This window comes from Rhizobium sp. Leaf384 (genome assembly GCF_001424065.1).
Taxonomy (GTDB): domain Bacteria; phylum Pseudomonadota; class Alphaproteobacteria; order Rhizobiales; family Rhizobiaceae; genus Ferranicluibacter.
Genome location: NZ_LMQE01000009.1, coordinates 96,410 through 122,187 on the forward strand (window position 1 = coordinate 96,410; position 25,778 = coordinate 122,187).

The following is a 25,778-nucleotide window of genomic DNA, read 5'->3' on the forward strand; positions in this document are numbered from 1 at the left end:
TCAGCCGAGACACTCAAGGTGCCTTTCCGGTGTCAGGATGTGCGAACGTTCCTCGACGCCTGAAGAATGTCTTCGAGCCGTGCAACGTGACGGATGCCGATCGAGGCAGACAAGCCTTCCTCCGTCGTGAACACCTCGGGCCGCTCCCGGAGTTTCGACAGGACATAGGCGTCTTCGTCAATCTGACGCCGCGTGCTGCCCTTCTCGTTATAGGAATGGCCCATGACGGTCAGCGAGAAGCCGGCCAGCGTTGCGGACGGCACGCCCATGAAGAGCGCATAGCAGAGGGCTGCGACGCCATTCGTGACATGGCCGGTCTCGCCGATATCGGTCGGCATGCCGCCGCACACGTGATCGACAATGGCCTCGCGCTCTTCCTTGGTCGCGCGCATCAGGCTGCGGTAGCGAACGCTCGGTTTCATCAGCAGTTTCAGACGCATGACCCAAAGCGGCCGGGTATGGAGCCACAGAAGGCCCCGCGTCCGGACATCCGGATGCTCTTCCCACGACTTCTTGCGCTTCCGAAACGTCAGGTCGGCTGCCGGCAGACCGAGCATGTTGGCGGTCTTGCCCGCATTGTTCACATCCATTCGTGCGCAATGGGCGACGATGTCGGCCGGCAGCGTCGGGTTGGGCGCGGATCCCAGAATGAGCCAGGGCCGATCGAGAATCTTGAGCTTTGCAAGCCAGCGGCGATGGGTCTCTCTCAGTGCCTGCAACTCTTGCGTATTCATCTTGCGTTCCCAGGAAGCGGTGAACCGTGCGACGGGCACCACGATAAAGTCGCATTTTGCGGCTTCTCCCTCTGCGGGAGGTCGACCGGATCCGTCGTTTGGTGCGCACGGATACAATCGATATGCCTCGGACGGATGCGGATGTCATGCCGTTTTTCGCGGTGCATGGCGTTAACAGAGGTCCAGACGGCCGATCGGCGGGTAGGAACGGCAGCGGTCGTATCGGATGCCGCCCATGACATCGTTCTGTACAAGACGACGTACAGAGGCTCGAACAGGAAAGAACGCCCATGGCCGCTTCGGCTGTATCGGAACGTGTCAGAGGCACGGCGCATCTGCACTATCGCGCCGACCTCGATGGTCTGCGTGCGCTTGCCATTCTGCCCGTCGTTCTGTTTCATGCTGATATCCCGCTTTTCCGTGGCGGTTTCGTCGGCGTCGATGTGTTCTTCGTCCTCTCCGGCTACTTCATGGCGAAGATCATTCTGGCCGATCTCGCGGCGGGAACGTTTTCCTTTGCGGACTTCTACATCCGCCGGATCAGACGCATCATCCCGGCGCTGTTCACGATGATGGCGATCACGGCCGTGTTCGCGTGGTTCCGGCTGATGCCGCAGGAGTTTCGCTACTTCGGCGACAGCGTGCGGGCCGCAGCTCTGTTCTCCGCCAATATCCTCTTCCGTCAGGAGAGCGGATATTTCGACATCTCGGCCGAGATGAAGCCACTGCTTCACACGTGGTCGCTGTCGATGGAAGAGCAGTTCTACATTCTCTTCCCGATCTCCCTGCTCTTGGTTTTCACCTATGCCCGCCGCTTCCTCCTGCACATCACCGGTGCTCTGATCCTGATCTCGTTTGCGGCGTGCCTGTGGGCGACAGGTCATTCCCCGGAAAAGGCGTTCTTCCTTCTGCATTTCCGGGTGTGGGAGCTGCTGATCGGAGCGCTGGTCGCCTTTGCGCCTCGGCCTGCCTATAGCGAGCGGATGGCCGCTTTTCTCAGCGCCGCAGGGCTTGCTGCCATCCTTGCTGCGATCTTTCTCTACTCCTCTGCCACACCGTTTCCAGGGCCATTCGCCGCTGTCCCCGTGCTGGGCGCAGCCCTCGTTGTTCATGCCGGGGCCACCAGCTGGTTTCCTGCCCGGATCCTGACCAATCGTGTTGCCGTCTTCATCGGCCGGATTTCCTACTCGCTCTATCTGTGGCACTGGCCGATCATCGTGTTCTACCGCTACGAGACAGGGCACCATCTGACCCTTTCCGACAGCGTGCTGGTCGTGGTCCTGTCCTTCGTGTGCGCCACGCTGTCGTGGCGGTTCATCGAGCAGCCCGCCCGCTATTCCCCCATTTTTCGATCGCGCAGGCTCGTCCTGTCGCTTCTGGGAACGACGATGGCGGCCGCGGCCGGCTTCGGTGTGCTCGTGACCCGCTATGATGGTCTTCCTCAGCGCCTCCCTGCAGACGTCTTTGCCCTCTATTCTGCGACCTACGACCAGAGCCCGTTCTTCGCGCCGAAGTGCTTTACCGACACGGACGGCCAAGGATTGCAGACGCAATCCATCCGTGAGGGAGCTGTTTGCCCCATGGGTGCGCCTTCAGGCGGAGCGCCGCGTTTCATCGTCTGGGGGGATTCGCATGCAGCCGCTATCGCGCCGGCCATCGACGCGGCGGCTCGCAAGGCAGGTCTGTCCGGGCTCTTTGTTGCCCGCGCCTCCTGTCCACCGCTTCCCGACGCCGTCTTCGGACCAGAGCGCGTGGTTGAACGCTGCCGGGAAACGCTCTCGGCAACCCTCAGCTTGATCGAGCGGACAAAGGCCCCCTATGTGTTCCTGGTCGGTTACTGGCCCAAATATGTCCACCGTACCGAGCTGGCCGGAGAAGGCGTTTTTTTCAACACCTCCGAACCGCTGCTTCTGCCCGACTGGTCGGCGCCTGTCCGCGACAGCCTGAGGGCGACGATCGGTGCGTTAACGAAACAGGGCACCCGAACCATTCTTGTCCAGGACGTTCCCGAAATGGGCGTGAAGGTGCCGGAAGCGCTGGCGCGGGCGAAGATGACCGGGGAAAGCAGCGATTTCAGTCTGCCGCTCGGCTACACGCTGCAACGACAGAAGCTCGCCCGCGACATGCTAACGGAACTCGCACGGGAAACGGGAGCATTGATCGTTGATCCCTTTACCGCGCTCTGCGATGAGGCGCGGTGCCATCCCGTTGCCGCTGGGAACATTCTCTACCGTGACGGCGATCATCTCTCGCTGACAGGCGCGATGTATCTGGCGCCGCTGTTCGACCCAACCATGGTCATGATCGCAAAACCCGTCGGCGAGACGACGAAGCCGTCGATGGAGCTTCGCCGTGCCGGACCAGCCCCGCCGTTGACGACGGGGGCCGGACACGTCTCGTGACAGCGCTGTGGAAAAGAGGCCGATCAGGCCACTTCGCTTAAGTGCGACGTCTGCGAAGATAGAGGCCCCGTCCGCGTCGCACCCTCGGTGTCGCCATGCGCGGCGTTCAGGCAGCGGGCAACGAGGTCGTGATGGATCCACCGGACAGGACCGGTGGGCGCCGACGTCGCACCGAAGATGAGCCGGCCGGTTGCCTCCACCACGAGCGTGCTCAAGAGGTCGCTGATCAGCGCCTTGCCGTCGCGATGCATGGCGGTGATATCGTTGGAGGTGCCGATCGTCAGATCCGCCTGGGCTTGGCTGTTGGGCATCGGCCAGGCGTTGAAGTCGTAGAACGGTTCCATGACGGCACTGGCCTGCAGATCCCGGATTCGGCGCAATACATCCGCCACCGTATGGCCATCCGCAAGCAGGGCCTCGCACGCCCGCCACTGCTCGTCGGCCCAGCGCCCACCATTCTCGCGCTTCAGCGCCAGAAGAAGCGGTATCAGCGGGAGCTCGATGCCGGTAAAGACATCCGACGAGTTGGTGCGGATTTCCGGGCAATTGTAGACGGTTGCCGTCACGCCCTTATCCCAGGCGTCCGAAGCGATGGCCTCGAGGCGCATCTTGGCATAGCCCTGCGTGTAGTTCGTGTAGGTCTGCCAGCGATATTCGTCGCCGATGAGAATGCCGGTCCCGTGATAGCCATAGGCCGTGTAGCGCACGGCATGGCCCGAGGCCTCGACGCGTGCGCGGATGGCGGCGCTTGCCTCGATGAGGTGACGGAAGGTGTTTGCCGACACTTCGTCGAAGTTCTGGAGAATCAGTTTGCCCATGTCGCTTTCGAGCAGGGTCTGCGACGACATATGGCGGGCGCCGGTGCCCTTGTAGATCCTGTTGGCCACGACGAGCAGAACCTTGGCTTTGGGGATGCCGCCAGCCATCGTATGGGCGAAAAACACGTTCTTCCCGTCCGGGATCATACCGTCGAGCGCTGTCATGACCTGCGCCAATGCCGTCTTGAAGCGGTTTGTCGCAATGGCCTTGCAGGTCTCGATGTGATCCCAGTCGATCCGGGCGTCCTGCCACGTCTGGAGGGTGAGATCCGCCAGCATATCCGTCGGTGTCGGACCGCCCTCCGGGCCGTCGAGATCGAAGCCTGCCATCAGCGGCACGTTGATGATCGTGCCACCCAGTCGCGCCTCGGCGTCCGACAGCTCTTCCTGCGTCAACGGCCGCAGCGCATTGTTTTCATCGCGGCGGCCGACGGTAATGCCGACGATCTGCATGCCGACCTTGCGGGCCTGGTCGAGAAGGCCCGTCGCATACCCACGGCCGAACAACTCGCCGAAGAGGACGAAGATATCGCCTTTCCGAAACAGCGTGTTGTCGGCGATGCTTTCCAGTGCGATCGGGTTTTCCATGATCATGTCTTCAGGTCGTGGGTCGTTACGCGGACGTCGCAACAGTCGTTGATCATCCCATGAACGGTGTTGGCGGCAATGGAAAGTCATTTAACGTGACGGATTATATCGAAACGTGAACCGAGGGTGTCATTGACCCCTTCGGGCGGTGGACATCGAGACCCAGCATCCCCGCAGACGGATGTCGTCGAACGCGCCCGGTCGGCACATGGATGTCATTCTGCAGTCGCGTTTTGTGAGCCTTGGTTGCATTTCAGAAAGGCAATCGCGCGTTCCTGAGTGCTCCTATATTTAGGGTTCTATGATCAAGAAACACATCGATTTCTCATATTGTTGATTTCGACAAGAAGTAGGGAGGTGATCGGTATCGTTTTCGAATATACATGTTTTAATGAATACAGATATACGAAGATTAGTCTTCCCGCTTATTGATTTTTGCTTCCGGAAGCCGATTTCATCCTTCTCATGACGACGGAGGTCGATATGGAAGAGATGGAGAAGAAGCGTCGCTCGCGTGGACAGGGTGCCTTGGGCGATTTGACGGCAACCAAGCAGGCGGTGATGGAGATGCAGCGCCGCCTGGACGAAGAGCGCCGGCAGAAAACCGAGCGGCTCCGGGCACAAAGGCTCGCGCAGTGCAAGGATCGCGACACGGCAAGTGGTCCCGCATGAGGATTCGATTCTTCACCGACGAGGGCGGCCGGATCGACGATAATGGCGGTGCTTCGCTTCCGGACCTGGCAACGGCCGAACAAGAGGCGCTGAGCGCGCTTCAGGACTGGCTGCGCGATCTTGCACCGACGGCGCTTCCCGCAACCACGGCCGTGATCGGCGAGCGGGCTGACGGGACGCTGCTTTTCCGCGTGCAGCTTGATGTCACGATTGAGCGCTTTGATGGGGACGGATCATGATCGGGCCTTCCCTTCGCCCGAACATTGTCTTGATAGACACGGTCCGCTGCGGTTCGAGGCAGAGGTGACGGGATGAGCCTGCCGGAAGACGATGCGGAACAGCGCCTGGCTCTCTTCGATTTCGCTTTCCGGCATGCTCCCATCGGCATGGCGCTGGTCGACACGCAGGGACGCATCGTTCGCGGAAACCGGTCCTTCTCACGAATGGTAGAGATCCCTCCAGAGAAGCTGAATGCCGTGCCCTTTGCGGACTTTACGCATCCGGATGATCTGGAAGCGGATGTCACTCTCTTCAACGAGGTGCTGGCCAAGCGGCGCGACGGATATACCATCGAGAAACGCTACATTCGTCCGGATCGGTCGATTGTCCACGTGCGCATTCATGTGGCCGCTATGCGGGCCAGCGATGGCGAGGTGGTCCGCTTTATATCCCAGGTCGAGGACATTACGCAGGCCAAGGAAGCCGAGCGGCAGCTGAGCGAACGTGCGGCGCAGCTGGAGTTGGCGCTGGAAACGGTGCGTGGCGGCTTCTGGCAAATGGACATTCAGGCCCAGGTCTTCGAAGTGTCCGATCGGCTTACCCAGTATATTTGCGGTCCGAATGTGGAAAGGCTCGACCTCGAAGCCTATGTCGAGAAGATCAACAGCGTCGACAAAGCGTCAGCCGATCTCGGACCGCTGATCCGGGGCGCGATCGACCAGAATGTCGCGGAATACAGGCTGGACACCATTGCTGGCGAGCGTTGGATGCGATGCGACCGCCGTCTCCTGCGGGACGCGGATGGGAGACCGCTGAAGATTGTCGGCATGGCGATCGACTTTACGGAGGAACGCCGCCAGATCGAGGATCTCCGGAGAAACGCGCAGACCGACAGCCTGACCGGGCTTCTCAACCGACGCGGCCTCGAAGCGCGGGTCTCGCAGATGACGTCATCCGAGGGATTTGCGGTCCTGGCGATCGACCTCGACGGCTTCAAGCAGGTCAACGACCGTTACGGCCATGCGGCCGGCGATGCCGTCCTGGCGGAGACCGCGCGCCGCTTGACCGCCTGCGTCAGGAGCATTGACCATGTGTGTCGGGTGGGCGGGGACGAGTTTGTCGTGGTCATCGCCGGTGACAAGACAACGGGTATCGCCGTCGCCCATCGCATGGTGAGCGCGATGCGGACGCCTTTTCTGATGCTGGAGGCGGGAAGCGAAGCCGGCATATCGGTCGACGTGCGGGCCAGTATCGGTGGTGTTTGGTCGGCCACGCGGACCGACCTTGACGGCATGATCGCGCATGCCGATCGACTGCTCTACCGCGTCAAAGCATCCGGGAAAGACGGGGTCGCGTTCGACCGCCAAGCTTTTCCCTGACAGACGAACAACAAGCAGGCGCCTGCGAGCGCCACGAGGAGATCGACATGCCGACATCGAAACGAACCTGGCTTATCACTGGCTGCTCGACAGGCTTCGGGCGAGCGCTTGCAGAAATTCTGATTGCCCGCGGGGATACCGTGTTTGCGACGGCCCGCAATCCCCAGCAGATTGGGGATCTGGTCGACGGACACGCGAACGCCCATGCGCTCAAGCTGGACGTGACCTCGCGGGAAGACATCGCGGCGGCAGCCTCACGGGTCGAGGAAGCGGGCGGGGTCGACGTGCTCGTGAACAATGCGGGTTATGGATACCTTACGGCCTTCGAAGAAGGAGACGAGGCCGGCTATAGGGCTCAGTTCGAGGCAAACGTGTTCGGGCTGATCGCCATGACCAAGGCCGTCTTGCCCTCGATGCGCGCGCGCGCCACCGGCCACATCGTCAATATCGCCTCGGTCGGCGGCCTGGTCGGCAATCCGGGCTCGTCCTATTACGCCGCAACGAAATTCGCTGTGGTCGGCATGTCCGAGGCCTTGTCGAAGGAAGTGGGCGCGCTGGGCATCAAGGTCACGGTCATCGAGCCTGGCCCCTTCCGGACGGACTGGGCGGGCCGTTCCCTTCAGTCCGCCACCGGGCGCATCGATGCCTACGCAAAGACGGTGCACGAGCGGCTCGATCAGGTCGCGGAGCTGAGCGGTCATCAGCCCGGCGACCCCATCCGGGCCGCGGAGGCCATCATCCAGGCCGTCGAGAGCGAGCAGCCGCCGTTGAACCTGATCCTCGGCGCGCCGGGCCTGAAATCGGTCCGGGAAAAACTGGCGACACTCACCGCCGAGATCGACCGCTGGGAGCCCGTGACGCTCGGCGCGGATTATCCTGAGAGCTGATCTGGCAGGTCGCCGGCAAAAAGCCAGTCGACCCGCTTTTCATGCCCTCTCTTAAACGGAAAGGGCCATCCTACGCGGCGCCGAATGCGCCTGCAGGATGGCCTTTTCCCTGTCACGGCAGAACGGGCAGGGTTCCGACAATCCGCAGGGCAAGACCTTCGTAGGGATCGAGCGTGATGGTAAGCGCGCCATCCTCCTGGAGGTCGCCCTCGATCGTCTCTCCGATCATGTCGACGACAGGGCCGGGCGTAACCTGTGGCAGGACGATCACTTCCTGCAGCGGGGTGCCGCCGAAGTTGAGCGCTGTAACCTGCGTGCCGCGTCCGTCGGGCAATTCGTGCACCATGACCAACAGACCCGGCGTCGTCGTGTCGGGGATCATGACCTGACGGCTGGCAGCAAGGCCGTAGGCTTCGCGGATGGCCAGGAGGCGTTTCAGCTGGCTCGCAAAGGAGTCCGGCTGCGTCAGCTGTTCCGTGACCGGGCCGTAGAGCGCCCGGGTGCGCGGAACACCTTCGGCGGATTGCCCCGCATCGGACTGGCCTGTCAGATCGTAGGCACCGCGTTCGATCCATCGCGTATCGCCGTCACCCATGAGATGCGCAACGTCCTCCGCGCGAACGGGGAGGGCGCCGACAAGATCCCAGCCGGAGAGCGCGAAGATGCCCGGCTGAAAGGCATTGTACATGACTAGCAACAGATGGATCTTGCGGATGAGCGCGATCGCCTCGTCGTCGATCGTATCGAGATCGGCGATGCCGAGTGCGGCCGTGATGACGCTCGCCGTGGTGCAGGCGATGCCGTTGGTAACGAACGGAAGATTGTAGGGAGCATTGGCGCCGGACAGCCGCTCGCGGATGACGTCGCGCAGATGCATCCGGAGCGTCCGGCCCTGCCACGTCTGTCCGCTGAAGCTGTAGATGTCGTCGGCGTGCAATGTCCAGAAATGAACGAGTTCGGTCGTCAGCTCATCATGGTTCTGCAGCGCATGGATGAGCGACGCCGGATCGATGCCGAACTCGTGCACGGTTCGCAGCATCATGCGCAGCCACTCGGTGTTTCCCGTAAGCAGCGCGTGATGATAGGCGGGGCGGGTGATGAAGTCGTAGGAGAGGTCGGCGCCGCCTTTCGACATCGCGGCGATGTCATCGACCGTCAGGTTGAGCTCCTGGAAGGAGAAGCCGCCGGCCTTGCGCACCATGCCCGCCAGCAGAGCGTTGCCGGTCAGCGACAGGGGATGGCTTTCCGACCAGGCCGGCCCGTCCGCACGGCGTTCGACGCCGAGAAAGCCGTTGGCATCCAGCCGGAGTCCGCGGGCGCCGAGCTGGTCGATCGAATGAAGGGCATCGCCGATGATCATCTGCTGGGCCGCAAAGGTCGGGTCCAGCCAGTTGAGACTCGGCTGGCCTTCCTTGAAATAGTGGAGATAGACCCAGCGCCGCAGTTTTCCGTCGACACCCTCGACCGGTGCCGTCGCGCTCCAGTCGGTTTCCTTCACGCCCGGCTCGAAGAAAATGACACGTTGCAGCTGGCCGACGATAAAGCCCTTGTCCCGGAGATAGTCGACGGTTTCCGCGCCGAGGTTGACGGCATCCCGTCCCTCCGGCACGTCGGGCAGGCGCGACCATTCCTCCTCGGGGATTTCCACCATGTGGTAGAGCCCGGGATAGGAACCGTGTTTCATTTCGGCAAGGCGGAAATCCGCCCCCTTGCCGGTATGTGACGGAATGACGTCATCAATGACGATCGCGTTGAAGGCCGCAGCCATGCGGCTGATCGCGACGAACTCTTCCGTTGTTCCGAAGGCGGGATCGATGTCGAAGCCGATGCGGTCGAAGTTGCCGTCAATCGTCGGCGTATAGGTTCCGTTTTTGAGGCCGCCGGACCGTTTCGTGGGGCCGACATGGATGCCCCGCACGCCGATCGACGACAGGGCCGACCACAGCTGAGGGTCACCCAGCGTCTTCAGGACGGAGTCGCCCTCGCGGGTGATGACGGAGGGTGGATAGGCTGTGAACCAGACCGAGGCGATGGCCGAGGCGGAACGTGGGCGCGGTTCCGCATAAGGCCGCTGCCAGAAACGTCCTTGCCCGCCGTAACTTTCCGCGAACTGGCGTGCCTGGTGCAGCATCGAGGAAGATACGAGGTTGTCGATGTCGTCTTTGCTCGGTGATGTCATCTCAGCTTCTGATCCCGCATGTGTCTGGTCGTACCTCTGGTCCACGATGATCGATGTAGGGGTCGCGGGGCGAAAGGAAACGGCAAAACGGCACTTCGGTCGATGCTCTCTCGGGAAACAGATTGCGGGCTGCCCGAAACGCTGATCCAGCAATCCTCACGCGGAGCTTGCGACAGGTGCACGCATCGGCAAAAAGCCGAACGCCGAACCGCCGAGAGTCTTGGGCCTCGGTCGTGTCCGGCGTAGCAGGAAATCGCGGCCGCCTGCGGGTGAGGCGGCCGCTTTCGGGATCAGTTTGCCGGCGGCGTGGTCGTAGCCGGAGCCGGCGTCGTGGTGGCCGGGGGCGTCGTGGTCGGTGCCGGAGCAGGCGTCGAAGCGGCCGGCGGCGTGGCAGGCGGTGCGGGAGCCGGCTCTGGGCTGCGCATGACGCTCCAGAGAACGATGACGACGATAACAGCGACGACGGCTGCAATAATGGTGTTGCGGTTCAAAGTTGCCTCCTTGGTTAGCATGCTTAACCTAGCCGCGAACGCGTGATTGTCCAAGCCTTTAGCGAAAGAAGCGCTCCGCGCGGTCGGATTTTGCGTCGAATGCGCGCGCCGTGTCCGACATCGGGTCTCTCGATGGCGCGGACCGCTGCTTTCAAGGCGCGGACGGACCGGAGCTTGCGCCCTTGCTTACCATGGCAAAATATGAGAACGAGCGTCATGTTAAGGCCCTCAGCGAACGGACACCCCATCATGCGCTTCTGGCATCGGATGTCGTGGCGGACGGACGGCATCACCGTCTCCGCTCCCGTGCAGTGGCGTCAGCTCGACGGAATGGTGACGGTGCTGTGGGAAGCTGAAAGCCGCGCCGGGGCAAGCGGCTACTACCTTGCGGACGATCCGCGCATCATGCTGTTTTTCAACGACGTCTCGCAGAATGTGCGGATCTCCAACCGCAGCGACGACTTCACGCGCAACGCCCGCGCCATGCCGCGTGCCGTCTACGTTCCCGCCGGCATGCCCATGTGGACGACCAGCCGGACCGCGCATCGCTTCAGCCACCTCAATCTTCATCTCCACAAGGATGCGATCCTTCGCTATCTCGCACCGTCGATCGGGCGCGCGTCGGCACAGGCCGCGCTGCGCCGCCCGGCCGAGCTGAACGACATCTCCGGCATCGAGACGCTGGCGCGCCTTCTGGCAAACGAGATCCGATCGCCGACCAAGCACGCCGTCTATGCCGAGAGCCTTGTCGGCTGCATCGTCGCAGGGCTCCTCGACATCCCGGCCGAACGACCACCGAAGGCCGGCGCCCGCCTGACCCAGGCGCAGATGAACAAGCTGATGGCCCACGCGGACCAAGCCGGTGGCCATCGCATGTCGGTCGCCGAGATGGCCGCGATCGTCGGCCTGTCGGAAAGCTGGTTTTCCAGCGTCTTCAAGAAGACCACGGGCCAGACGCCGCTTCAGTGGCAGCTTGGCAAGCGGATCGGACAGGCAAAGCAACTGCTCGTGACGAGCGACCTTCCGGTGGCCAGCATCGCAGCCCAACTGGGGTTTTCCGATCAGGCGCACCTGACGAAGGTCTTTCGGCAGATCGACGGCGAGACACCGGCCGCGTGGCGGCGTCTGCACCACATCCGAGCATCGGAAACGTCCGCCGGCGCCTGAGCGCAGGCAGACGTCCGCGCGTCCTTCACCAGCTCTGCCGAAGCGTCGCCATGAGTTTGCGACCCGGATTGTAATAGACGGCGCCGGAGTCGGTGCTCGCGATGTGTTTTTCATCGAACACATTGTTGACGTTCAACTGAAGGGTCGTGTTTTCCTGGATCTTGTAACTGTAAGCCAGATCAAACACGACGGCGCGCTCGGACGTCTTGGTATTGCCGATGTCGGTGAAGTAGGAGTCGAGATAGCGGGCTCCGACGCCGAAGGTCATATCGCCGCGTGCGCCTTGTCCGGCGAGCGTGTAGGTGCCCCAGATCGAGGCGAGATGCCTGGGCACGCGCATCAGCCGGTTGCCGTCATTGGCGCCGCCCGGTTCTTCGATGTCGGAATCGATGTAGCTGTAAGCCGCAATGACATCGAGGTGGTCGGTGACTTCCGCCTTGGCTTCCAGCTCAAAACCACGATGGCGGACTTTCTCGACCGTTTGCGGCAGGTAGGTGACCTGATCGTAAACGGTGATGTTGCCTTTCGTCAGATCGTAGACGGATGCTGTAATCAGGGCGGGGAAGGCTTCCGGGCGATACTTGATGCCGACTTCGTACTGCTTGCCCGTCGTCGGATCCGCGCCCGAGGCCGGCGGAGCCGCAGATTCCGCATAGCTGATGTAGGGCGCCAGTTCTTCGGTGATCTTGTAGCTTGCACCGATGCGCTTGGTGAACTCGCTGTGATCTGCTGACGTCGTCGTGCCGGCAAGGCGGTCCGTCTCGCTGAGGTCGAGCCAGTCGTTTCGCAGGCCAACGCTGACCGTCAGCTTGTCGAAGAAGGTCAGATCCTGCTGGAGGTAGACCGCGGCCGTCTTCTGGTCGTTGTCGACGCTCGAGAAGGGCGAAAGGCTGCCGGGACCGCCGCTGTAGATCGGGTTTTCCCAGTCGATCGATGGCGCCGCCGTGTAGAAGGTGTCGGTGTCGGAAGCGAAATTGTTGTATTCCGTACCCAACAGTGTCCGGCTCTCGACGGTGTCGGTGCCGGCTTCATAGACGAGATTGGCATCGATGATGAATTGTTCGGAGGACTTGTCGCTGCCGAAGAAGTAGCGGCTGGCCGTCGTCGTGCCGTCGGTCGGGGTGCCCCCGATATAGGCGCTGCCGAACCCGTCATTGAGATTGCTGTAGCGGGCGTTGGAACCGAAGCTGAAGCCGTTGCCGAAATCATGGTCGAACATCACGCTGTAGCTGTTGCGATTCGTGTCGCGGAAATAGTAGTCCGGTTCGCCGAAGAACGTGTTGCGATCGAAATGCGTGCCGAGCGGGTGGCCGCCGCTGCCGGGAACGCCATCCTTGTCGAGGTGGTCGAAAACAACGGTCAGGTTCGTCGCTGCGTCGGGCCGCCAGGTCAGGCCGCCCATGATGAAGTTTTCGTCGTCTCGCGAATAGTCGTATTCTGCATCGGCGCGCTGGAGCTTTCCGGTCAGGCGAAAGGACAGGGTGTCGTCCTCGGTCAAGTTGTCGCCGAGGTCGAAACCGACCTCCTTGTGGGCAAACGATCCGGCGGTGCCGTAGATCTCGCCGAAACGCTCGTGCTTCGGTGTCTTCGTGACGTAGTTGACCGATCCGCCGGGTTCTGCCGCGCCGAAGCCGGACGAACTCGCGCCCTTCAGGACTTCGATCCGCTCGAAGGCGTAGGGTTCCTCCCGCGTGCCGGCGAAGGTCCGGCCGATCGCCAGCCCGTCGCGATAGGTGTAGGGCGTAAAGCCGCGTATGTCGAAATAGTCGTAGCGGTCGTCGGATCCGTAGAAGTCGGTCACGACGCCGGCGGTATACTGGACCACCTGCTCGACGCTGTCGGCGGCGCGCGCCTCGATTTCCTTGGACGTGATCACGGAAACTGCTGCCGGTGCCGTCAGGATATCCGTCGGTAGCTTGCCGGTCGCCGTGGTTTCCGTCGCAACGATCGACGTCGCATCACCCTCCGTGTTCAGCACGGTGCCGCTCGACCCGCCACCGCGGACAACGATGGTCTCGAGCACGGTCGCATTGCCCGATGCGTCCTGAGCGAACGCGCCTGCCGGCGACAGAGCAACCCAGGCGGTGCAGCCGAGCAGGATGGTGCTGCGCGTGCGGATGAAGGTCGACCGCCGGGTTTTGCCTGTTCTTTCGATGTCCATGTGCCGTATCCAGAGTGTCGTGAGGCCGGGCCGCCGCGCGGGGCGGGGCAGTTCAGAATGCTGTTGCGGCAGATTCGGCCGCGTCGCATTCCTGCCGTCCGTATAACTGGAGCGAATTTATCGAGTATTGTGGATTCCTCCGTTTTTGTCGAATCCCGCGGTTAACTCTTCGGCGTCCGTGCATGCGTGCCGCTTTGACGTTGACGCCCGCCGTTGAAGCTGAGAAGAAAAGTCAACTTTTGTCTATCAAAGGGATCGGGATGAGATTTTTGCGCTTCGCCATGCTTTTCGCCATGACCGTCTGGCTGCTGTCGCCGGCGCGTGCAGAGGTCGCGGACACGCCCGTCTTTCCGGTCACCCTGCACCATGCATTCGGAACCACCGTGATCGAGACCAAGCCGCAGCGCGTGGCGACGGTCGCCTGGGCGAACCATGAGGTTCCGCTCGCGCTCGGCATCGTGCCCGTGGGAATGGCGCGCGCGAACTTTGGCGACGACGACAAGGACGGCATTCTTCCTTGGGTCAAGGCACGCCTCGACGCGTTGGGTGGTTCGCCGCCCGTCCTCTTCGACGAAGGCGACGGCATCGACTTCGAGGCCGTCGCAGCCACGCGCCCGGATGTCATCCTCGCGGCCTATTCCGGTATCAGTCAGGCGGATTACGACACGCTGAGCCAGATCGCCCCGGTGATCGCCTATCCGCAGGCGCCTTGGTCCACCGATTGGCGCGAGACGATCCGCCTCAACAGTGCTGGGCTCGGGATGGCGCGGGAAGGCGAAGCACTCATCAACGATATCGACAGCGATATCGCCAGCACGCTTGTCGGGCATCCGGAACTGAAGGGCAAGTCGGTCATGTTCATCACGCACCTGAGCGCGTCGGATCTGAGCATCATCCATTTCTACACGACAAACGACACACGCGTGAAATTCTTCGGCGATCTCGGCCTTGCCGCGCCGAAGAGCGTCCGTCAGGCATCCCAGCCGGGAAAATACTCGGGTTCGATTAGCGCCGAGCAGATCGATGCGTTCGACGATGTCGATATCCTCGTGACCTATGGCGATGATGCCCTGTTCGACACGCTGAAGTCCAATCCGCTGACACGCCATATGCCGGCGGTCGCGAACGGAGCGGTGGTCATGCTCGGGAATGATCCGGTCGGCAACGCCGCCAATCCCACCCCCTTGTCGATCCGCTGGGTCCTCAAGGATTATGTGGCGCGCCTGGGCAAGGCGGCAAAGTCACAGGAATGACGGCCGATTCACTCCAGGCAACTGCCAAGGTGGCTGGTCGTGCCGTGTCTTCCGCACGGTCGCGCGGGCTATGGCTCGCCCTCCTTGCCGCCGCGCTTGCCGTGCTCGCGGTCCTGTCTGTGACGACAGGGACGCGCGCCGTTGCCTGGGCGGATATCGCAGCGGCCCTCGGCGGCGCGCAGGAGACGATCGGACAGTCTGCCGTCGCCCTTCGCCTTCCGCGAACCGGGCTTGCCCTGTTGGCGGGTGCCGCACTGTCCCTCGCTGGCGCGATCATGCAGGGCGTCACGCGCAATCCGCTCGCGGACCCGGGCATTCTCGGGGTCAACATGGGGGCGTCCCTTGCCGTCGTTATCGGTGTCGCCTGGTTCGGAATGGCATCGGCGCAGGCCACGATCTGGACCGCGATCACCGGTGCCGCCGGGGCAGCGCTGTTCGTCTACACGATCGGCTCCCTGGGACGGGGCGGGGCGACGCCCCTCAAGCTGGCGCTGGCCGGGGCGGCCACCTCCGTCGCCTTCTCCTCGCTGGTCATTGCCGTCGTTCTTCCGCGGGGCGACATTGCCGGCGGGATCCAGGCCTGGCAGATCGGCGGCGTGGGCGGCGCGACGGGTGATCGTGTCCTTCCCGTGCTGCCGTTTCTCGTCATCGGCTTTGCCATCAGCCTGCTCTCGGCGCGCAAGTTGAATTCGCTGGCGCTGGGCGACGATGTCGCGGCCGGCCTCGGCGAACACGTGGCGGCAGCGCGTGCCGTCGCGGCCTTCGGCGCGATCCTGCTCTGCGGTGCAACCACCGCCGTCTGCGGCCCCATCGGCTTTGTCGGCCTCATGGTGCCGCATCTCTGCCGCCTGCTGATCGGCGTCGATCACCGCTGGCTCCTGCCGTTTTCGGCCCTTGGCGGCGCCTGCCTTCTCCTTGCGGCCGATATTCTCGGGCGCATCATCGCCCGGCCGGGCGAAATCGACGTCGGCATCATTACGGCCCTCGTCGGCGCGCCGTTCTTCATCTGGATCGTACGCCGCCAGCGCGTGCGGGATCTGTGAGCGCGATGTCGCCGACCCTCGAACGCCTCGTGCGCCATCGGACGCGCCGGACGCGCCGGCGCTGGACGGTCATCTGCGGTTTCCTGGCGCTGGCCGTCTTCCTTTTCGGTCTCACCCTGTCCGTCGGGCAAAGCGTTGTCGCGCCGAGAGACGTCCTGCGCGTTCTCGCGGGCGAACCCGTTCCCGGAGCGTCTTTCGTTGTCGGCCAGCTGCGCCTGCCGCGCGCCGTCCTCGCAACGCTCGCCGGCGTCTGCTTCGGCCTCGGCGGGGCAGCATTCCAGACCATGCTGCGCAATCCGCTGGCCAGTCCCGACATCATCGGCATCACCTCGGGCGCCGGCGCCGCCGCGGTCTTCGCGATCGTCGTTCTCCAGATGTCCGGCCCGATCGTGTCGTTGCTGGCGGTCGGCGCCGGGCTCTGCGTCGCACTCGCGGTCTATGGATTGTCGTTCCGGAACGGCGTCGGCGGGACTCGGCTCATCCTCGTCGGGATTGGTGTTTCCACCATGTTGCAGAGCGTCATCGCTTACCTTCTCTCCACCGCGCCTTCCTGGAGCCTGCAGGAGGCGATGCGCTGGTTGACGGGCAGCGTCAACGGCGCGCAACTGCAGCAGGCGCTGCCGTTGCTGCTCGCGATCGGGCTCTTCGGCAGCCTGCTTCTCAGTCGTGTCCGCGATCTCGAGGCGTTGCGGCTCGGCGACGAGACGGCGTCCGCGCTCGGCGTCCAGGTGAACCGAACCCGTATGACGGTCATCGTTTCGGCCGTCGGCATGATCGCCGCGGCAACCGCCATCACCGGGCCGATCGCCTTCGTGGCGTTTCTGTCAGGTCCGATCGCCGCACGCATTGTCCGCGCGAGCGGGTCGCTGCTCCTGCCGGCGGCGCTTGTGGGGGCCATCCTCGTTCTCGCCGGAGACTATGCGGGGCAGGTGCTGCTTCCCAGCCGCTACCCTGTCGGCGTCATCACCGGTGCTCTTGGCGCGCCTTACCTTCTGCTCCTGATCGTCCGGGTCAACCGGACCGGAGGTTCCCTGTGACCGACCACACACTCGTTGCGACCGGGCTTTCCGCCGGATATGACGGCAAGACGATCCTGCACGGGCTCGACCTCGCCATACCCACGGGCCGGATCACGATCATCGTCGGCGCCAATGCCTGCGGCAAGTCGACGTTCCTGCGCACCCTGTCACGGCTGCTCGTCCCGACAAAGGGGCACGTCCTCCTCGACGGAGCCTCGATCCACCGCACGCCGGCGCGCCAGCTTGCTCGGACGCTCGGCCTGCTGCCACAGGCGCCGATCGCGCCGGAAGGCATCACGGTTGCCGATCTCGTCAGCCGCGGTCGTCATCCGCACAAGAGCCTCTTCTCGCGCTGGACGCGCAAAGATGACGAAGCCATCGACAGCGCACTTGCCGCGACCAAGACCTTTGATCTTGCCGAACGACCGGTCGATGAGCTTTCCGGCGGCCAGCGCCAGCGCGTGTGGATTGCCATGGCGCTGGCCCAGGAGACGGACATCCTGCTCCTCGACGAACCGACGACCTTTCTCGACATCCACCACCAGATCGAGGTGCTCGATCTTCTGACCGACCTCAACCGCGCGCGCGGCACCACGATCGTCATGGTGCTGCACGATCTGAACCTTGCGGCGCGCTATGCGGACGTTCTCGTCGCCATGACCGGCGGGCAGATTCATGCCTTCGGGCCACCCGGCGAGGTGCTGACGGAGGACATGGTCCGCACGGTCTTCGGGCTGGAAAGCCGCGTCATCGCCGATCCCCTGTCCCACTGCCCCATGATGTTGCCGATCGGGCGTCACAGGATGGCCGGACACGAGGCGGCTTGATCTCCAGTCGCGACGGATGCTAGGCCGCGTCGACATCGCACCCCGAAGGAGACGGCGCATGACGACCAGTGACGACACGGCATTCGTCGCCGCACTTGCGGGCGACGGGCAGCCCATGGCGGCCTATGCAGCATTGGAGGCGCTGACGCAGGCACGCGTCGGCGTGAAGCTTTTCACCATCATGACGAGCGACACGACGACACGGGTCGCCGAGCGTGTCTATTCCAACATGCCCGAGCAGTATCCGGTTTCCGGAACGAAGCCCTACAACGAGACCCACTGGTCGGACATCACGCTGACGCAGCAGAAGACCTTCGTGGCCAACACGATCGAGGAGATCGCGGCCGTGTTCGGCGATTACGAGCTGATCGACCAGCTCGGATGCCAATCGGTCATCAACGTGCCGATCGTGATCGGAGGAACCGTGGTCGGCACGATCAACTGCCTGCACGAGGCCGGATATTACACGCCCGAACGCGTCGCAGCCGCGGAGGCGCTGAAGCTGCCGGGCGCCGTCTGCATGCTGCTCGCCGCAGCCGGCCGCACCGAGAGCGACAACGTCGCCGTCGTCTGAGCACGCGCTCGTCGTCCTTCACGGCCTCAGAGCAGTCCGCGGACGGCGAGATTGCGCATGAAGGCCGAAAGCCCGAATGTCCATTCGGGGGACGTGGTGGATAAGGTGACGGTGTTGGTGAGCGTCCCGAGGTCCGGATTGGAAATCGTCACGACATCGTCGATCTTGTGCGTAAATCCTTCTCCGGGCATGTCGCGGTCCTCGACGGGTGCAAACAGCGTTCCCATAAACAGCATCAGGCCGTCGGGATACTGATGGTGGCGTCCGATGGTCTGGGCGACGAGGTCGAGCGGGTCGCGGCTGATCTCGCGCATGGTGCTTTTGCCGGACATCGCAAAACCGTCGGTTCCCCGGATGGCAAGGTCGAGGTCGGCCGTCCGGATGTCATCGATGCCATAGGTCGCGTCGAACAACCGGATGAACGGACCCAGCGCCGAGGACGCATTGTTGTCCTTCGCCTTGCCGAGCAACAAGGCCGAGCGGCCCTCGACGTCTCGCAGGTTGACGTCGTTGCCGAGTGTCGCGCCCTTGACGCGGCCCTGGCTGTCGACAGCCAGCACGATCTCGGGCTCGGGGTTGTTCCATTTGGAAATGGGATGTAGCCCGACGGATGCGCCCCAGCCGACGGAGGAGAGAACCGGTGCCTTCGTGAAGACTTCGGCGTCGGGGCCGATGCCGACTTCCAGATATTGCGACCAGATGCCTTCCTCGACCAGGGCCGCCTTTACGGCGACCGCTGCGGGCGATCCGGCTTTGAGATCGCGCAGGCTGTCGCCGATGATGGCCGTCACGCGGTCGCGCACCTTGGCGGCGAGCGACGGATTGCCGGCCGCCTTTTCTTCGATGACACGTTCGATCATCGAGCGTGCAAAGGTGACGCCGCAGGCCTTGATGACCTGCAGGTCGCAGGGTGCCAGAAGATGGAGGCGCGCCGTGTCCCGGTCGTGATCGCGGGACGAGGCGGCAATCTCGTCCAGACTGCCGAGAGGCTCGCCGTCCAACCCGTGGACACGCTCTGCCGGGTCGTCGCTCTCCAGCAGGTCCGTGACGGTCGGCACCTCGCGGCAGGTGATGTCGTAGAGCGCGCCATCGCGCACCGTGACGACCGCAGGGCCGATGCCCGGTCGCCAGACCCGGCCGATGAAGGTGCCCGAGCGGGGGAGGGAGAGGGCTGCTGGCATGGTCGCGTCCTTGTCTGTCATGGCGTCTTGTGTTTCAGGCTTCAGGCTGCTGGATCGATTGCAGAAGCGTTTCGCGGGCCGAGCGCAGATGCCGTCGGCAGGCCCGGTCGACCTTGGCAAGGTCGCGGGTTTTCAGGGCTGCGATGTAATCCAGGTGTTCTTCCACGGCGCGCGCATTGCGCTCGCGGTCGTTCGCCTTGTTCCACTGGTAGTGATAGTGGAAGACGATGGTGATGATGTCGTAGAAGTCGATGATGAAGCGATTGCTCGAGGAGCGGTGCACCAGAAGGTGAAAGCGTTCGTCCAGCTCGGAGAAATCGCGATAGCGCGTGTCGATGTTTGCCAGCATGTCCCGGTGCAGCGCGTCCATGTCGTCGAGATCCCGCCACGCCGGGTGATCTTCCGGAAGCGCGGCAAAGCCGGCGGCGGAGCGAAGCTCGAACATCTCGCGAATCTCCGTCAGCTCCAGTGCGAATTCGCGGGTGAAGCCTTTCAGAACCCAATGGCTGTTCGGCCGCTTTTCGATCAGGCCGAATCGGCTGAAGCGGATGAGGAACTCGCGGACGCTGGTCGTCCCCGTGCCGATATCGCGCGCCAGTTCCAGTTCGTTGATCTGCATGCCGGGTTCCGCGCCGCCGGCAAGGATCCGGCGCATGAAACTCCGTTCGATGATATCCGAGAGCGAGCTCGTCTCCTCGACGGGAAAGAAATCGTCCGGCTGCGGCGTCCGCAGCATCGCCTTGGAACGCTTGTCCCAGGCAATGATCTCCAGCGCTTTCAACCGCTCGAGAATGGCGCGCACCGTCGTGCGGCTGACGCCGAGCGTCGTTCCCAGCTCGAGCTCGGACGGAAGCTCTCCCTTCTCAGCAACGAGGGTCAGACACCGGTTGAAGGCGTCCTTGAAGACCGTATTCTGTTTCGCCATCCCTGTTCCCGATGCGACCGGACAGACATTCATCCTGCCCGGCTCGCCCCGCACCCTTCTTCTTTTGCATGTTGTGCGTCCTGTCCTGTCGTCTCGATCGACATGGTTTCACAGGGGCATGGACGCGTCCTCCGGGCTGCATAATACAAGTTGACGGAAAACTGTCTATTGTAGATAAAATAACAACGAGCAATTCGGTGCGCCATTTCTCACCAGACGATGCAGACGGAATTTTTTGCAATGAAAACACGCAAGATCGGCACCACGGACCTGTCCGTCACCGAATACAGCTTCGGCACCGCGCCGCTTGGCGGCATGTACCGAACCTGCCCGCGCGACACGGCGATGGAAACGCTGCAGGCGGCCTGGGATTCGGGCATGCGGTTTTTCGATACGGCCCCGTGGTACGGCTTTGGTCTCGCCGAGCGGCGTGTCGGCGATTTCCTGCGCGACAAGCCATCGGGGGACTATGTGGTGTCCACGAAGGTCGGGCGTCTCCTGCGTCCGGTCGCCGACGACCAGGTCCCCGACTTCGGCTTTGTCGACCCCCTGCCGTTCCAGACGGACTACGACTATTCCTATGACGGTATCATGCGATCGGTCGAATTCAGCTATGCCCGGACGGGGCTCAATCGGCTTGATATCCTGTTCGTGCACGACATCGGCGTCTACACGCACGGTGCCGAACGCAATGCCGTCTATCTCAGGCAGTTGTTCGACGGCGGCCTGAAGGCGCTCGCCGAACTGAAATCGAGCGGGGCGATTTCCGCCTACGGTCTGGGGGTCAACGAGGTTCCCGTCTGTCTCGACGTGATGCGCGAAGCCGATCTCGACTGCATCCTGCTGGCCGGCCGCTACACGCTGCTCGACCGCACGGCCGTCGACGAACTCCTGCCGCTGTGCGCCGCGAAGAAGACCTCGCTCGTCGTCGGCGGCGTGTTCAACTCCGGCATTCTCGCCACGGGTGCCGTCGAGGGCGCGCATTTCGATTACGGGCCAGCCGCGCCGGACGTACTCGCCAAGGTCGACGCCATGGAGAAGATTGCGGCCTCGCAAGGCGTGCCTCTCGCCGCGCCCGCGATGCAGTATCCGCTGCAGAACCCGCTGGTCGCGTCCGTTCTTCTCGGCACTGCCAAGCCTTCGAGCCTGACACGCAACATGGCGCTGGAATCCCATCGGCTTCAGCCGCAGGACTTCGCACCCTATGACGCGCATACGCTCGTCGCGCCCCCACTCGGCACGGATGCCGTGCGGGTCTGAACGTCCTGCAAAGAAGGGTGTGCGACGACGGGAAAGCCAGTTGCAAGTTGGTAGCTCTTGCGCTAGCGTCCGATCATAAAATGTTTTTTATAGATAAAGACCGTATCGCCGCGTCTTCGGTACGGTTGGAGGAAAACGAAACAAGACGCTGTTGGAGGAGAACAACACCATGACACTGCTGAACCACATTCTGTCGCGTCGCGCCTTTGCGCGTCGTTCGCTTGCAAGCGTTGCCGGCGCTGCCGTCATCGCCGCCATGATGCCCATGGGTGCCTTTGCCCAGAACGTCACCATTCCGATCATCGTCAAGGACACGACGTCGTTCTACTGGCAGATCGTTCTTGCCGGCGCGCGCGCAGCCGGAAAGGATCTCGGCGTCAACGTCCCGGAACTCGGCGCACAGGCTGAAACCGACGTGAACGGCCAGATCAGCATCCTGGAGAACGCCGTCGCCGGCAGCCCGGCTGCGATCGTGATCTCGCCCACGGAGTTCAAGGCGCTCGGCAAGCCGGTCGATGAAGCTGCCAAGTCCGTTCCGATCATCGGCATCGACTCCGGCGCCGACTCCAAGGCCTTCAGCTCGTTCCTGACCACGGACAACGTCCAGGGTGGACGCATCGCGGCCGACGGCCTCGCGGCAGCCATCAAGGCGGCGACCGGCAAGGAAGAAGGCGAGATCGCCATCATCACCAACACGCCCGGCGCAGGCTCGCTCGAGCAGCGCAAGGAAGGCTTCCTCGACCAGATCAAGAGCAAGTATCCGGGCCTCAAGGTCGTGGCCGACAAGTATGCCGATGGTCAGGCCTCGACGGGCCTCAACATCATGACCGACCTCATCACCGCCAACCCGAACCTCGTCGGCGTCTTCGCGTCCAACCTGATCATGGCGCAGGGCGTCGGGCAGGCGATTGCCGAAAACAAGCTGGGCGAGAAGGTCAAGGTCATCGGTTTCGACAGCGATGAGAAGACGGTCGGCTTCTTGAAGGAAGGCGTTCTGGCCGGTCTCGTGGTGCAGGATCCCTACCGCATGGGCTATGACGGCATCAAGACCGCGCTTGCCGTCTCCAAGAAGGAGAAGGTCGAGGCGAACGTCGACACCGGCGCCAACCTCGTCACCAAGGCCAACATGTCCGATCCGAAGATCGACGCTCTTCTCAATCCGAAGATCAACTAAAACCGTCGCGGCGGGGTGCTGCAGATGCGGAGCCCCGCCGTCCGTCGATTTTCTCGGTCGCGGCGCGCCTCTTTCGGGCGGCCTGCCGCGACCGTGCGCGACCTCGGAAGGAGTGCCGAATGACCGGATTGAACGATGTGAGCCACCGGCATGACGCGGAGGTGAAAGCCCATTCCGGCGGACCGGCGGCCAAGGGTGCGCCGATTCTCGAACTGCGCGGCCTGCAGAAACGCTACGGGACCGTCGAGGCGCTGCGGCCGGCCTCCATCACGTTCCTCTCGGGCGAAATTCACGCGATCGTCGGCGAAAACGGCGCGGGCAAATCCACGCTCATCAAGCTTCTGACAGGCGTCATCCGTCGCACCTCCGGCGAGATCGTCTGGTGCGGCCAATCGGTGCCGCTGGCGGATCCGACCGAAGCCATTTCCCGCGGCATCAATGCCGTTCACCAGGAAGTGGTTCTCTGCCCGCATCTGACCGTTGCGGCCAACATGTTTCTCGGCGACGAGATGGACCGGCGTGGCCTCATGCGCAAACGCGCCATGACGGAAGCCGCCCAGGCCGTGCTGAACGATCTCGGCTTCAACCTTCCGGCTGACGCGCTGCTCTCCGACCTGACGATTGGCCAGCAGCAGCTGGTCGCCACCGCCCGCGCGGCCATGCGCGGGACACAGTTCCTCATCTTCGACGAGCCGACGGCCTATCTGACGCGGCAGGAATCGGCACAGCTCTTCCGGCTGATCCGTCGCCTGCAGGCGCAGGGCGTCACCATCGTCTACATCAGCCATCGCATGGAAGAGGTGTTCGAACTGGCAGACCGCGTTTCGGTGCTGCGCGACGGCACCCATGTTGGAACGCGGCTGATCGGCGAAACCAACGACGCCGAGCTGATTTCCATGATGATCAACCGGTCGATCGAGCAGGTCTACCACAAGGAGACCCACCCGATCGGCAAGCCGATCATCGAAACGCGGGGCCTGTCCGGTCCGGGCTTCGACGATATCTCGCTCACCGTGCGCGCGGGCGAGATCGTCGGTCTCTACGGCCTGATCGGCGCGGGTCGCAGCGAGTTCGCATTGGGGCTCTACGGGCGCGAGAAGGTCACATCCGGCGAAATCCTGTTCGAGGGCCAGAAGGTCGATATCCGCAACGAACGCGTCGCCATGGATCTCGGCATCGCTCTGGCGCCGGAGAGCCGTCGCGACCAGGGCCTCTGCCTCAACCTGCCCATCGGCCTCAACATCAATCTGCCGGTGTTCGACCGGCTGTCGAACGGTCTGACGATCAACCGCAAGCGGGAGATCGCAAATGCCGACCGCCAGATCAGCGACCTGAAGATCAAGACGCCGACCCGGCGCGTGCTGGCATCCGCCATGTCGGGCGGAAACCAGCAGAAAATCGTGATCGGGAAATGGCTGAGCCACGGGGCCAAGCTTTTCATCTTCGACGAGCCGACCGTCGGCGTCGACGTCGGCACGAAGGCGGAGATCTACCGGCTGTTTTCCAAGCTTCTGGAGCAGGGCGCGGGCATCATCCTGATTTCGTCCTACCTGCCGGAAGTCTACGAACTGGCCGATACGCTGCACGTGTTCCGCCAGAGGCGGCTCGTGGCGAGCCACGGCTATCGCACGGCCTCGCACGAAGACGTGCTGACGCAGGCGATCGGCGTCTAGCTGCGCGCCCGACGCGGGATAGAAGAAACAGAGACCGGGACGATTGGCGAACGGGGTTCAGCCAACGTCTCCCGATACCGAAAAGACCGGACATGACGATGGGTGGAGGACAATCATGAGCGTAGAGACCACGACCGAGGCGGCACCGGTGCCGAAGAAGGGCATGAACATTCTGTTCGGGCTTACGCTTCTCGGGCTCCTCCTGTTCCTCTGGCTTCTGCTGGGCCTTTCGACCAACAGCTTCTGGACCTCCAACAACATCAGCAACCTGCTTCGGCAGGGTGCGATGACGGCGATCCTCGCTGTCGGGCAGACCTTCGTCATCATCACCGCCGGCATCGACCTCTCGGTCGGCGCCGTGGTCGGATTTTCGAGCGTGACGATCGCCTGGCTGCTCTCGCACGGCATTCCGCTCTGGCCGGCGATCGGCATCACGCTGCTCATCGGCGTGCTGATCGGGGCGTTCCACGCCTTCGGCATCGTGCGCATGGGCCTCCCCGCCTTCATCATCACGCTCGCGACCCTGACATCGCTGCGCGGCATCGGCCTGCTCATCACCAACGGCTCGACCATTTCGATCACCGATGAGAGCTTCGCCAACTTCTCCCGCGCGGATTTTCTCGGCGTACCTAGCCTGTTCTGGATGGTCGTGGTGGTTGCGATACCGGCGTACATCTTCCTGCATCTCAGCCGATGGGGCCGCTATCTCTTCGCCGTCGGGTCCAATCGCGAGGCCGCGCGTCTTTCGGGCGTCAATGTCGAGCGCACCATCTATCTTGCCTATATCCTGTCCTCGACCTGCGCTGCCTTCGTCGGCATCCTGCTTGCCTCGCGTATCGGCATCGGCAACGCTACGCAGGCGGAAGGCTGGGAACTCCAGGCAATCGCATCGTCCGTCATCGGCGGCACAAGCCTTTTCGGGGCGGTTGGCTCCGTCCACGGGCCGCTCCTCGGCGCCTTCATCCTGGCGACGATCAACAATGGTGCAAACCTGCTGAACCTCAATTCCTTCTGGCAGCGGATCATCACCGGCGCGCTGATCATCGTCATCGTCTATTTCGACCAGCTCCGCCGCCGAGGCTCCCGCTAAGTCGCCTGTCTGTCCACACCGGCGAGCTTCGGCTCCCCGGTGTGCCGGCCGCGTTGCTTTCC

The 25,778-nt window shown here is 63.1% G+C and carries 22 protein-coding genes; 15 read left to right on the plus strand and 7 right to left on the minus strand.

Going from position 1 to position 25,778, the window contains the following annotated elements:
* Positions 1 to 32: 32 nt before the first annotated feature.
* Positions 33 to 734 (minus strand): hypothetical protein, encoded by a 702-nt coding sequence (locus tag ASG25_RS19840; RefSeq protein WP_062478860.1) that lies wholly within the window; start codon positions 732 to 734, stop codon positions 33 to 35.
* Between the two features lie 290 nt (positions 735 to 1,024).
* Here ASG25_RS19840 and ASG25_RS19845 point away from each other — a divergent pair, with 290 nt between their 5' ends.
* Positions 1,025 to 3,136, plus strand: coding sequence for an acyltransferase family protein (locus tag ASG25_RS19845; RefSeq protein WP_082480397.1), 2,112 nt, complete (start codon positions 1,025 to 1,027; stop codon positions 3,134 to 3,136).
* Positions 3,137 to 3,159: 23 nt separating this feature from the next.
* On the opposite strand, the gene ASG25_RS19850 is transcribed toward ASG25_RS19845, so the two are convergent.
* The gene (locus ASG25_RS19850; RefSeq protein WP_062478862.1) at positions 3,160 to 4,542 is read right to left on the minus strand and encodes a hypothetical protein; all 1,383 of its coding nucleotides are present in this window, start codon (positions 4,540 to 4,542) and stop codon (positions 3,160 to 3,162) included.
* A 483-nt stretch (positions 4,543 to 5,025) separates the two neighbouring features.
* Between ASG25_RS19850 and ASG25_RS19855 the strand changes: the two genes are divergently transcribed.
* From ASG25_RS19855 to ASG25_RS19870, 4 genes are all read left to right on the plus strand, one after another.
* Positions 5,026 to 5,214 (plus strand): hypothetical protein, encoded by a 189-nt coding sequence (locus ASG25_RS19855; protein WP_156379879.1) that lies wholly within the window; start codon positions 5,026 to 5,028, stop codon positions 5,212 to 5,214.
* A complete protein-coding gene (locus ASG25_RS19860) occupies positions 5,211 to 5,453 on the plus strand; it encodes a hypothetical protein (protein WP_062478371.1) in 243 nt (80 codons plus the stop codon). The genes ASG25_RS19855 and ASG25_RS19860 overlap by 4 nt, the downstream gene beginning before the upstream one ends.
* A gap of 72 nt (positions 5,454 to 5,525) precedes the next feature.
* Positions 5,526 to 6,812 (plus strand): sensor domain-containing diguanylate cyclase, encoded by a 1,287-nt coding sequence (locus tag ASG25_RS19865; protein ID WP_062478374.1) that lies wholly within the window; start codon positions 5,526 to 5,528, stop codon positions 6,810 to 6,812.
* Positions 6,813 to 6,859: 47 nt separating this feature from the next.
* Positions 6,860 to 7,699 (plus strand): oxidoreductase, encoded by an 840-nt coding sequence (locus ASG25_RS19870; protein WP_062478377.1) that lies wholly within the window; start codon positions 6,860 to 6,862, stop codon positions 7,697 to 7,699.
* A gap of 112 nt (positions 7,700 to 7,811) precedes the next feature.
* On the opposite strand, the gene treS is transcribed toward ASG25_RS19870, so the two are convergent.
* Both treS and ASG25_RS19880 read right to left on the minus strand, forming a co-directional pair.
* Complete coding sequence (gene treS, locus ASG25_RS19875) at positions 7,812 to 9,878, minus strand: maltose alpha-D-glucosyltransferase (RefSeq protein ID WP_062478380.1); 2,067 nt, start codon at positions 9,876 to 9,878, stop codon at positions 7,812 to 7,814.
* 290 nt (positions 9,879 to 10,168) lie between these two features.
* Complete coding sequence (locus tag ASG25_RS19880; RefSeq protein WP_062478383.1) at positions 10,169 to 10,369, minus strand: hypothetical protein; 201 nt, start codon at positions 10,367 to 10,369, stop codon at positions 10,169 to 10,171.
* Positions 10,370 to 10,618: 249 nt separating this feature from the next.
* Between ASG25_RS19880 and ASG25_RS19885 the strand changes: the two genes are divergently transcribed.
* A complete protein-coding gene (locus ASG25_RS19885; protein WP_082480399.1) occupies positions 10,619 to 11,536 on the plus strand; it encodes an AraC family transcriptional regulator in 918 nt (305 codons plus the stop codon).
* Positions 11,537 to 11,561: 25 nt separating this feature from the next.
* Here ASG25_RS19885 and ASG25_RS19890 read toward each other — a convergent pair whose 3' ends face one another.
* Positions 11,562 to 13,697, minus strand: a complete 2,136-nt coding sequence (locus ASG25_RS19890) for a TonB-dependent siderophore receptor (RefSeq protein ID WP_062478386.1) — start codon at positions 13,695 to 13,697, stop codon at positions 11,562 to 11,564.
* A 293-nt stretch (positions 13,698 to 13,990) separates the two neighbouring features.
* Here ASG25_RS19890 and ASG25_RS19895 point away from each other — a divergent pair, with 293 nt between their 5' ends.
* The 5 genes from ASG25_RS19895 to ASG25_RS19915 are packed head-to-tail and all read left to right on the plus strand — an operon-like array spanning position 13,991 to position 18,413.
* Complete coding sequence (locus ASG25_RS19895; RefSeq protein ID WP_244479462.1) at positions 13,991 to 14,950, plus strand: iron-siderophore ABC transporter substrate-binding protein; 960 nt, start codon at positions 13,991 to 13,993, stop codon at positions 14,948 to 14,950.
* A complete protein-coding gene (locus ASG25_RS19900) occupies positions 14,947 to 15,993 on the plus strand; it encodes an iron ABC transporter permease (protein WP_062478397.1) in 1,047 nt (348 codons plus the stop codon). Before ASG25_RS19895 ends, ASG25_RS19900 begins: the two co-directional genes overlap by 4 nt.
* The gene (locus tag ASG25_RS19905) at positions 15,990 to 17,030 is read left to right on the plus strand and encodes an iron chelate uptake ABC transporter family permease subunit (RefSeq protein WP_062478408.1); all 1,041 of its coding nucleotides are present in this window, start codon (positions 15,990 to 15,992) and stop codon (positions 17,028 to 17,030) included. Before ASG25_RS19900 ends, ASG25_RS19905 begins: the two co-directional genes overlap by 4 nt.
* A complete protein-coding gene (locus tag ASG25_RS19910; protein WP_062478411.1) occupies positions 17,027 to 17,839 on the plus strand; it encodes an ABC transporter ATP-binding protein in 813 nt (270 codons plus the stop codon). Before ASG25_RS19905 ends, ASG25_RS19910 begins: the two co-directional genes overlap by 4 nt.
* A 58-nt stretch (positions 17,840 to 17,897) precedes the next feature.
* Positions 17,898 to 18,413, plus strand: coding sequence for a GAF domain-containing protein (locus tag ASG25_RS19915; RefSeq protein ID WP_062478414.1), 516 nt, complete (start codon positions 17,898 to 17,900; stop codon positions 18,411 to 18,413).
* Positions 18,414 to 18,439: 26 nt separating this feature from the next.
* On the opposite strand, the gene ASG25_RS19920 is transcribed toward ASG25_RS19915, so the two are convergent.
* Positions 18,440 to 19,594: a fumarylacetoacetate hydrolase family protein gene (locus tag ASG25_RS19920; protein WP_062478868.1), complete on the minus strand. Its 1,155-nt coding sequence runs from the start codon at positions 19,592 to 19,594 to the stop codon at positions 18,440 to 18,442.
* Positions 19,595 to 19,628: 34 nt separating this feature from the next.
* Complete coding sequence (locus ASG25_RS19925) at positions 19,629 to 20,519, minus strand: GntR family transcriptional regulator (protein WP_062478417.1); 891 nt, start codon at positions 20,517 to 20,519, stop codon at positions 19,629 to 19,631.
* Between the two features lie 240 nt (positions 20,520 to 20,759).
* On the opposite strand from ASG25_RS19925, the gene ASG25_RS19930 reads away from it, so the two are divergent.
* The 4 genes from ASG25_RS19930 (at position 20,760) to ASG25_RS19945 (ending at position 25,716) form a co-directional block, all read left to right on the plus strand.
* Complete coding sequence (locus ASG25_RS19930; RefSeq protein ID WP_062478871.1) at positions 20,760 to 21,779, plus strand: aldo/keto reductase; 1,020 nt, start codon at positions 20,760 to 20,762, stop codon at positions 21,777 to 21,779.
* A 169-nt stretch (positions 21,780 to 21,948) separates the two neighbouring features.
* Complete coding sequence (locus ASG25_RS19935) at positions 21,949 to 22,953, plus strand: ABC transporter substrate-binding protein (RefSeq protein WP_062478873.1); 1,005 nt, start codon at positions 21,949 to 21,951, stop codon at positions 22,951 to 22,953.
* A gap of 119 nt (positions 22,954 to 23,072) precedes the next feature.
* A complete protein-coding gene (locus ASG25_RS19940; protein WP_062478420.1) occupies positions 23,073 to 24,626 on the plus strand; it encodes a sugar ABC transporter ATP-binding protein in 1,554 nt (517 codons plus the stop codon).
* Between the two features lie 115 nt (positions 24,627 to 24,741).
* Entirely contained in the window at positions 24,742 to 25,716 is a 975-nt protein-coding gene (locus ASG25_RS19945; RefSeq protein ID WP_062478423.1) for an ABC transporter permease, read from the plus strand.
* Positions 25,717 to 25,778 lie beyond the last annotated feature (62 nt).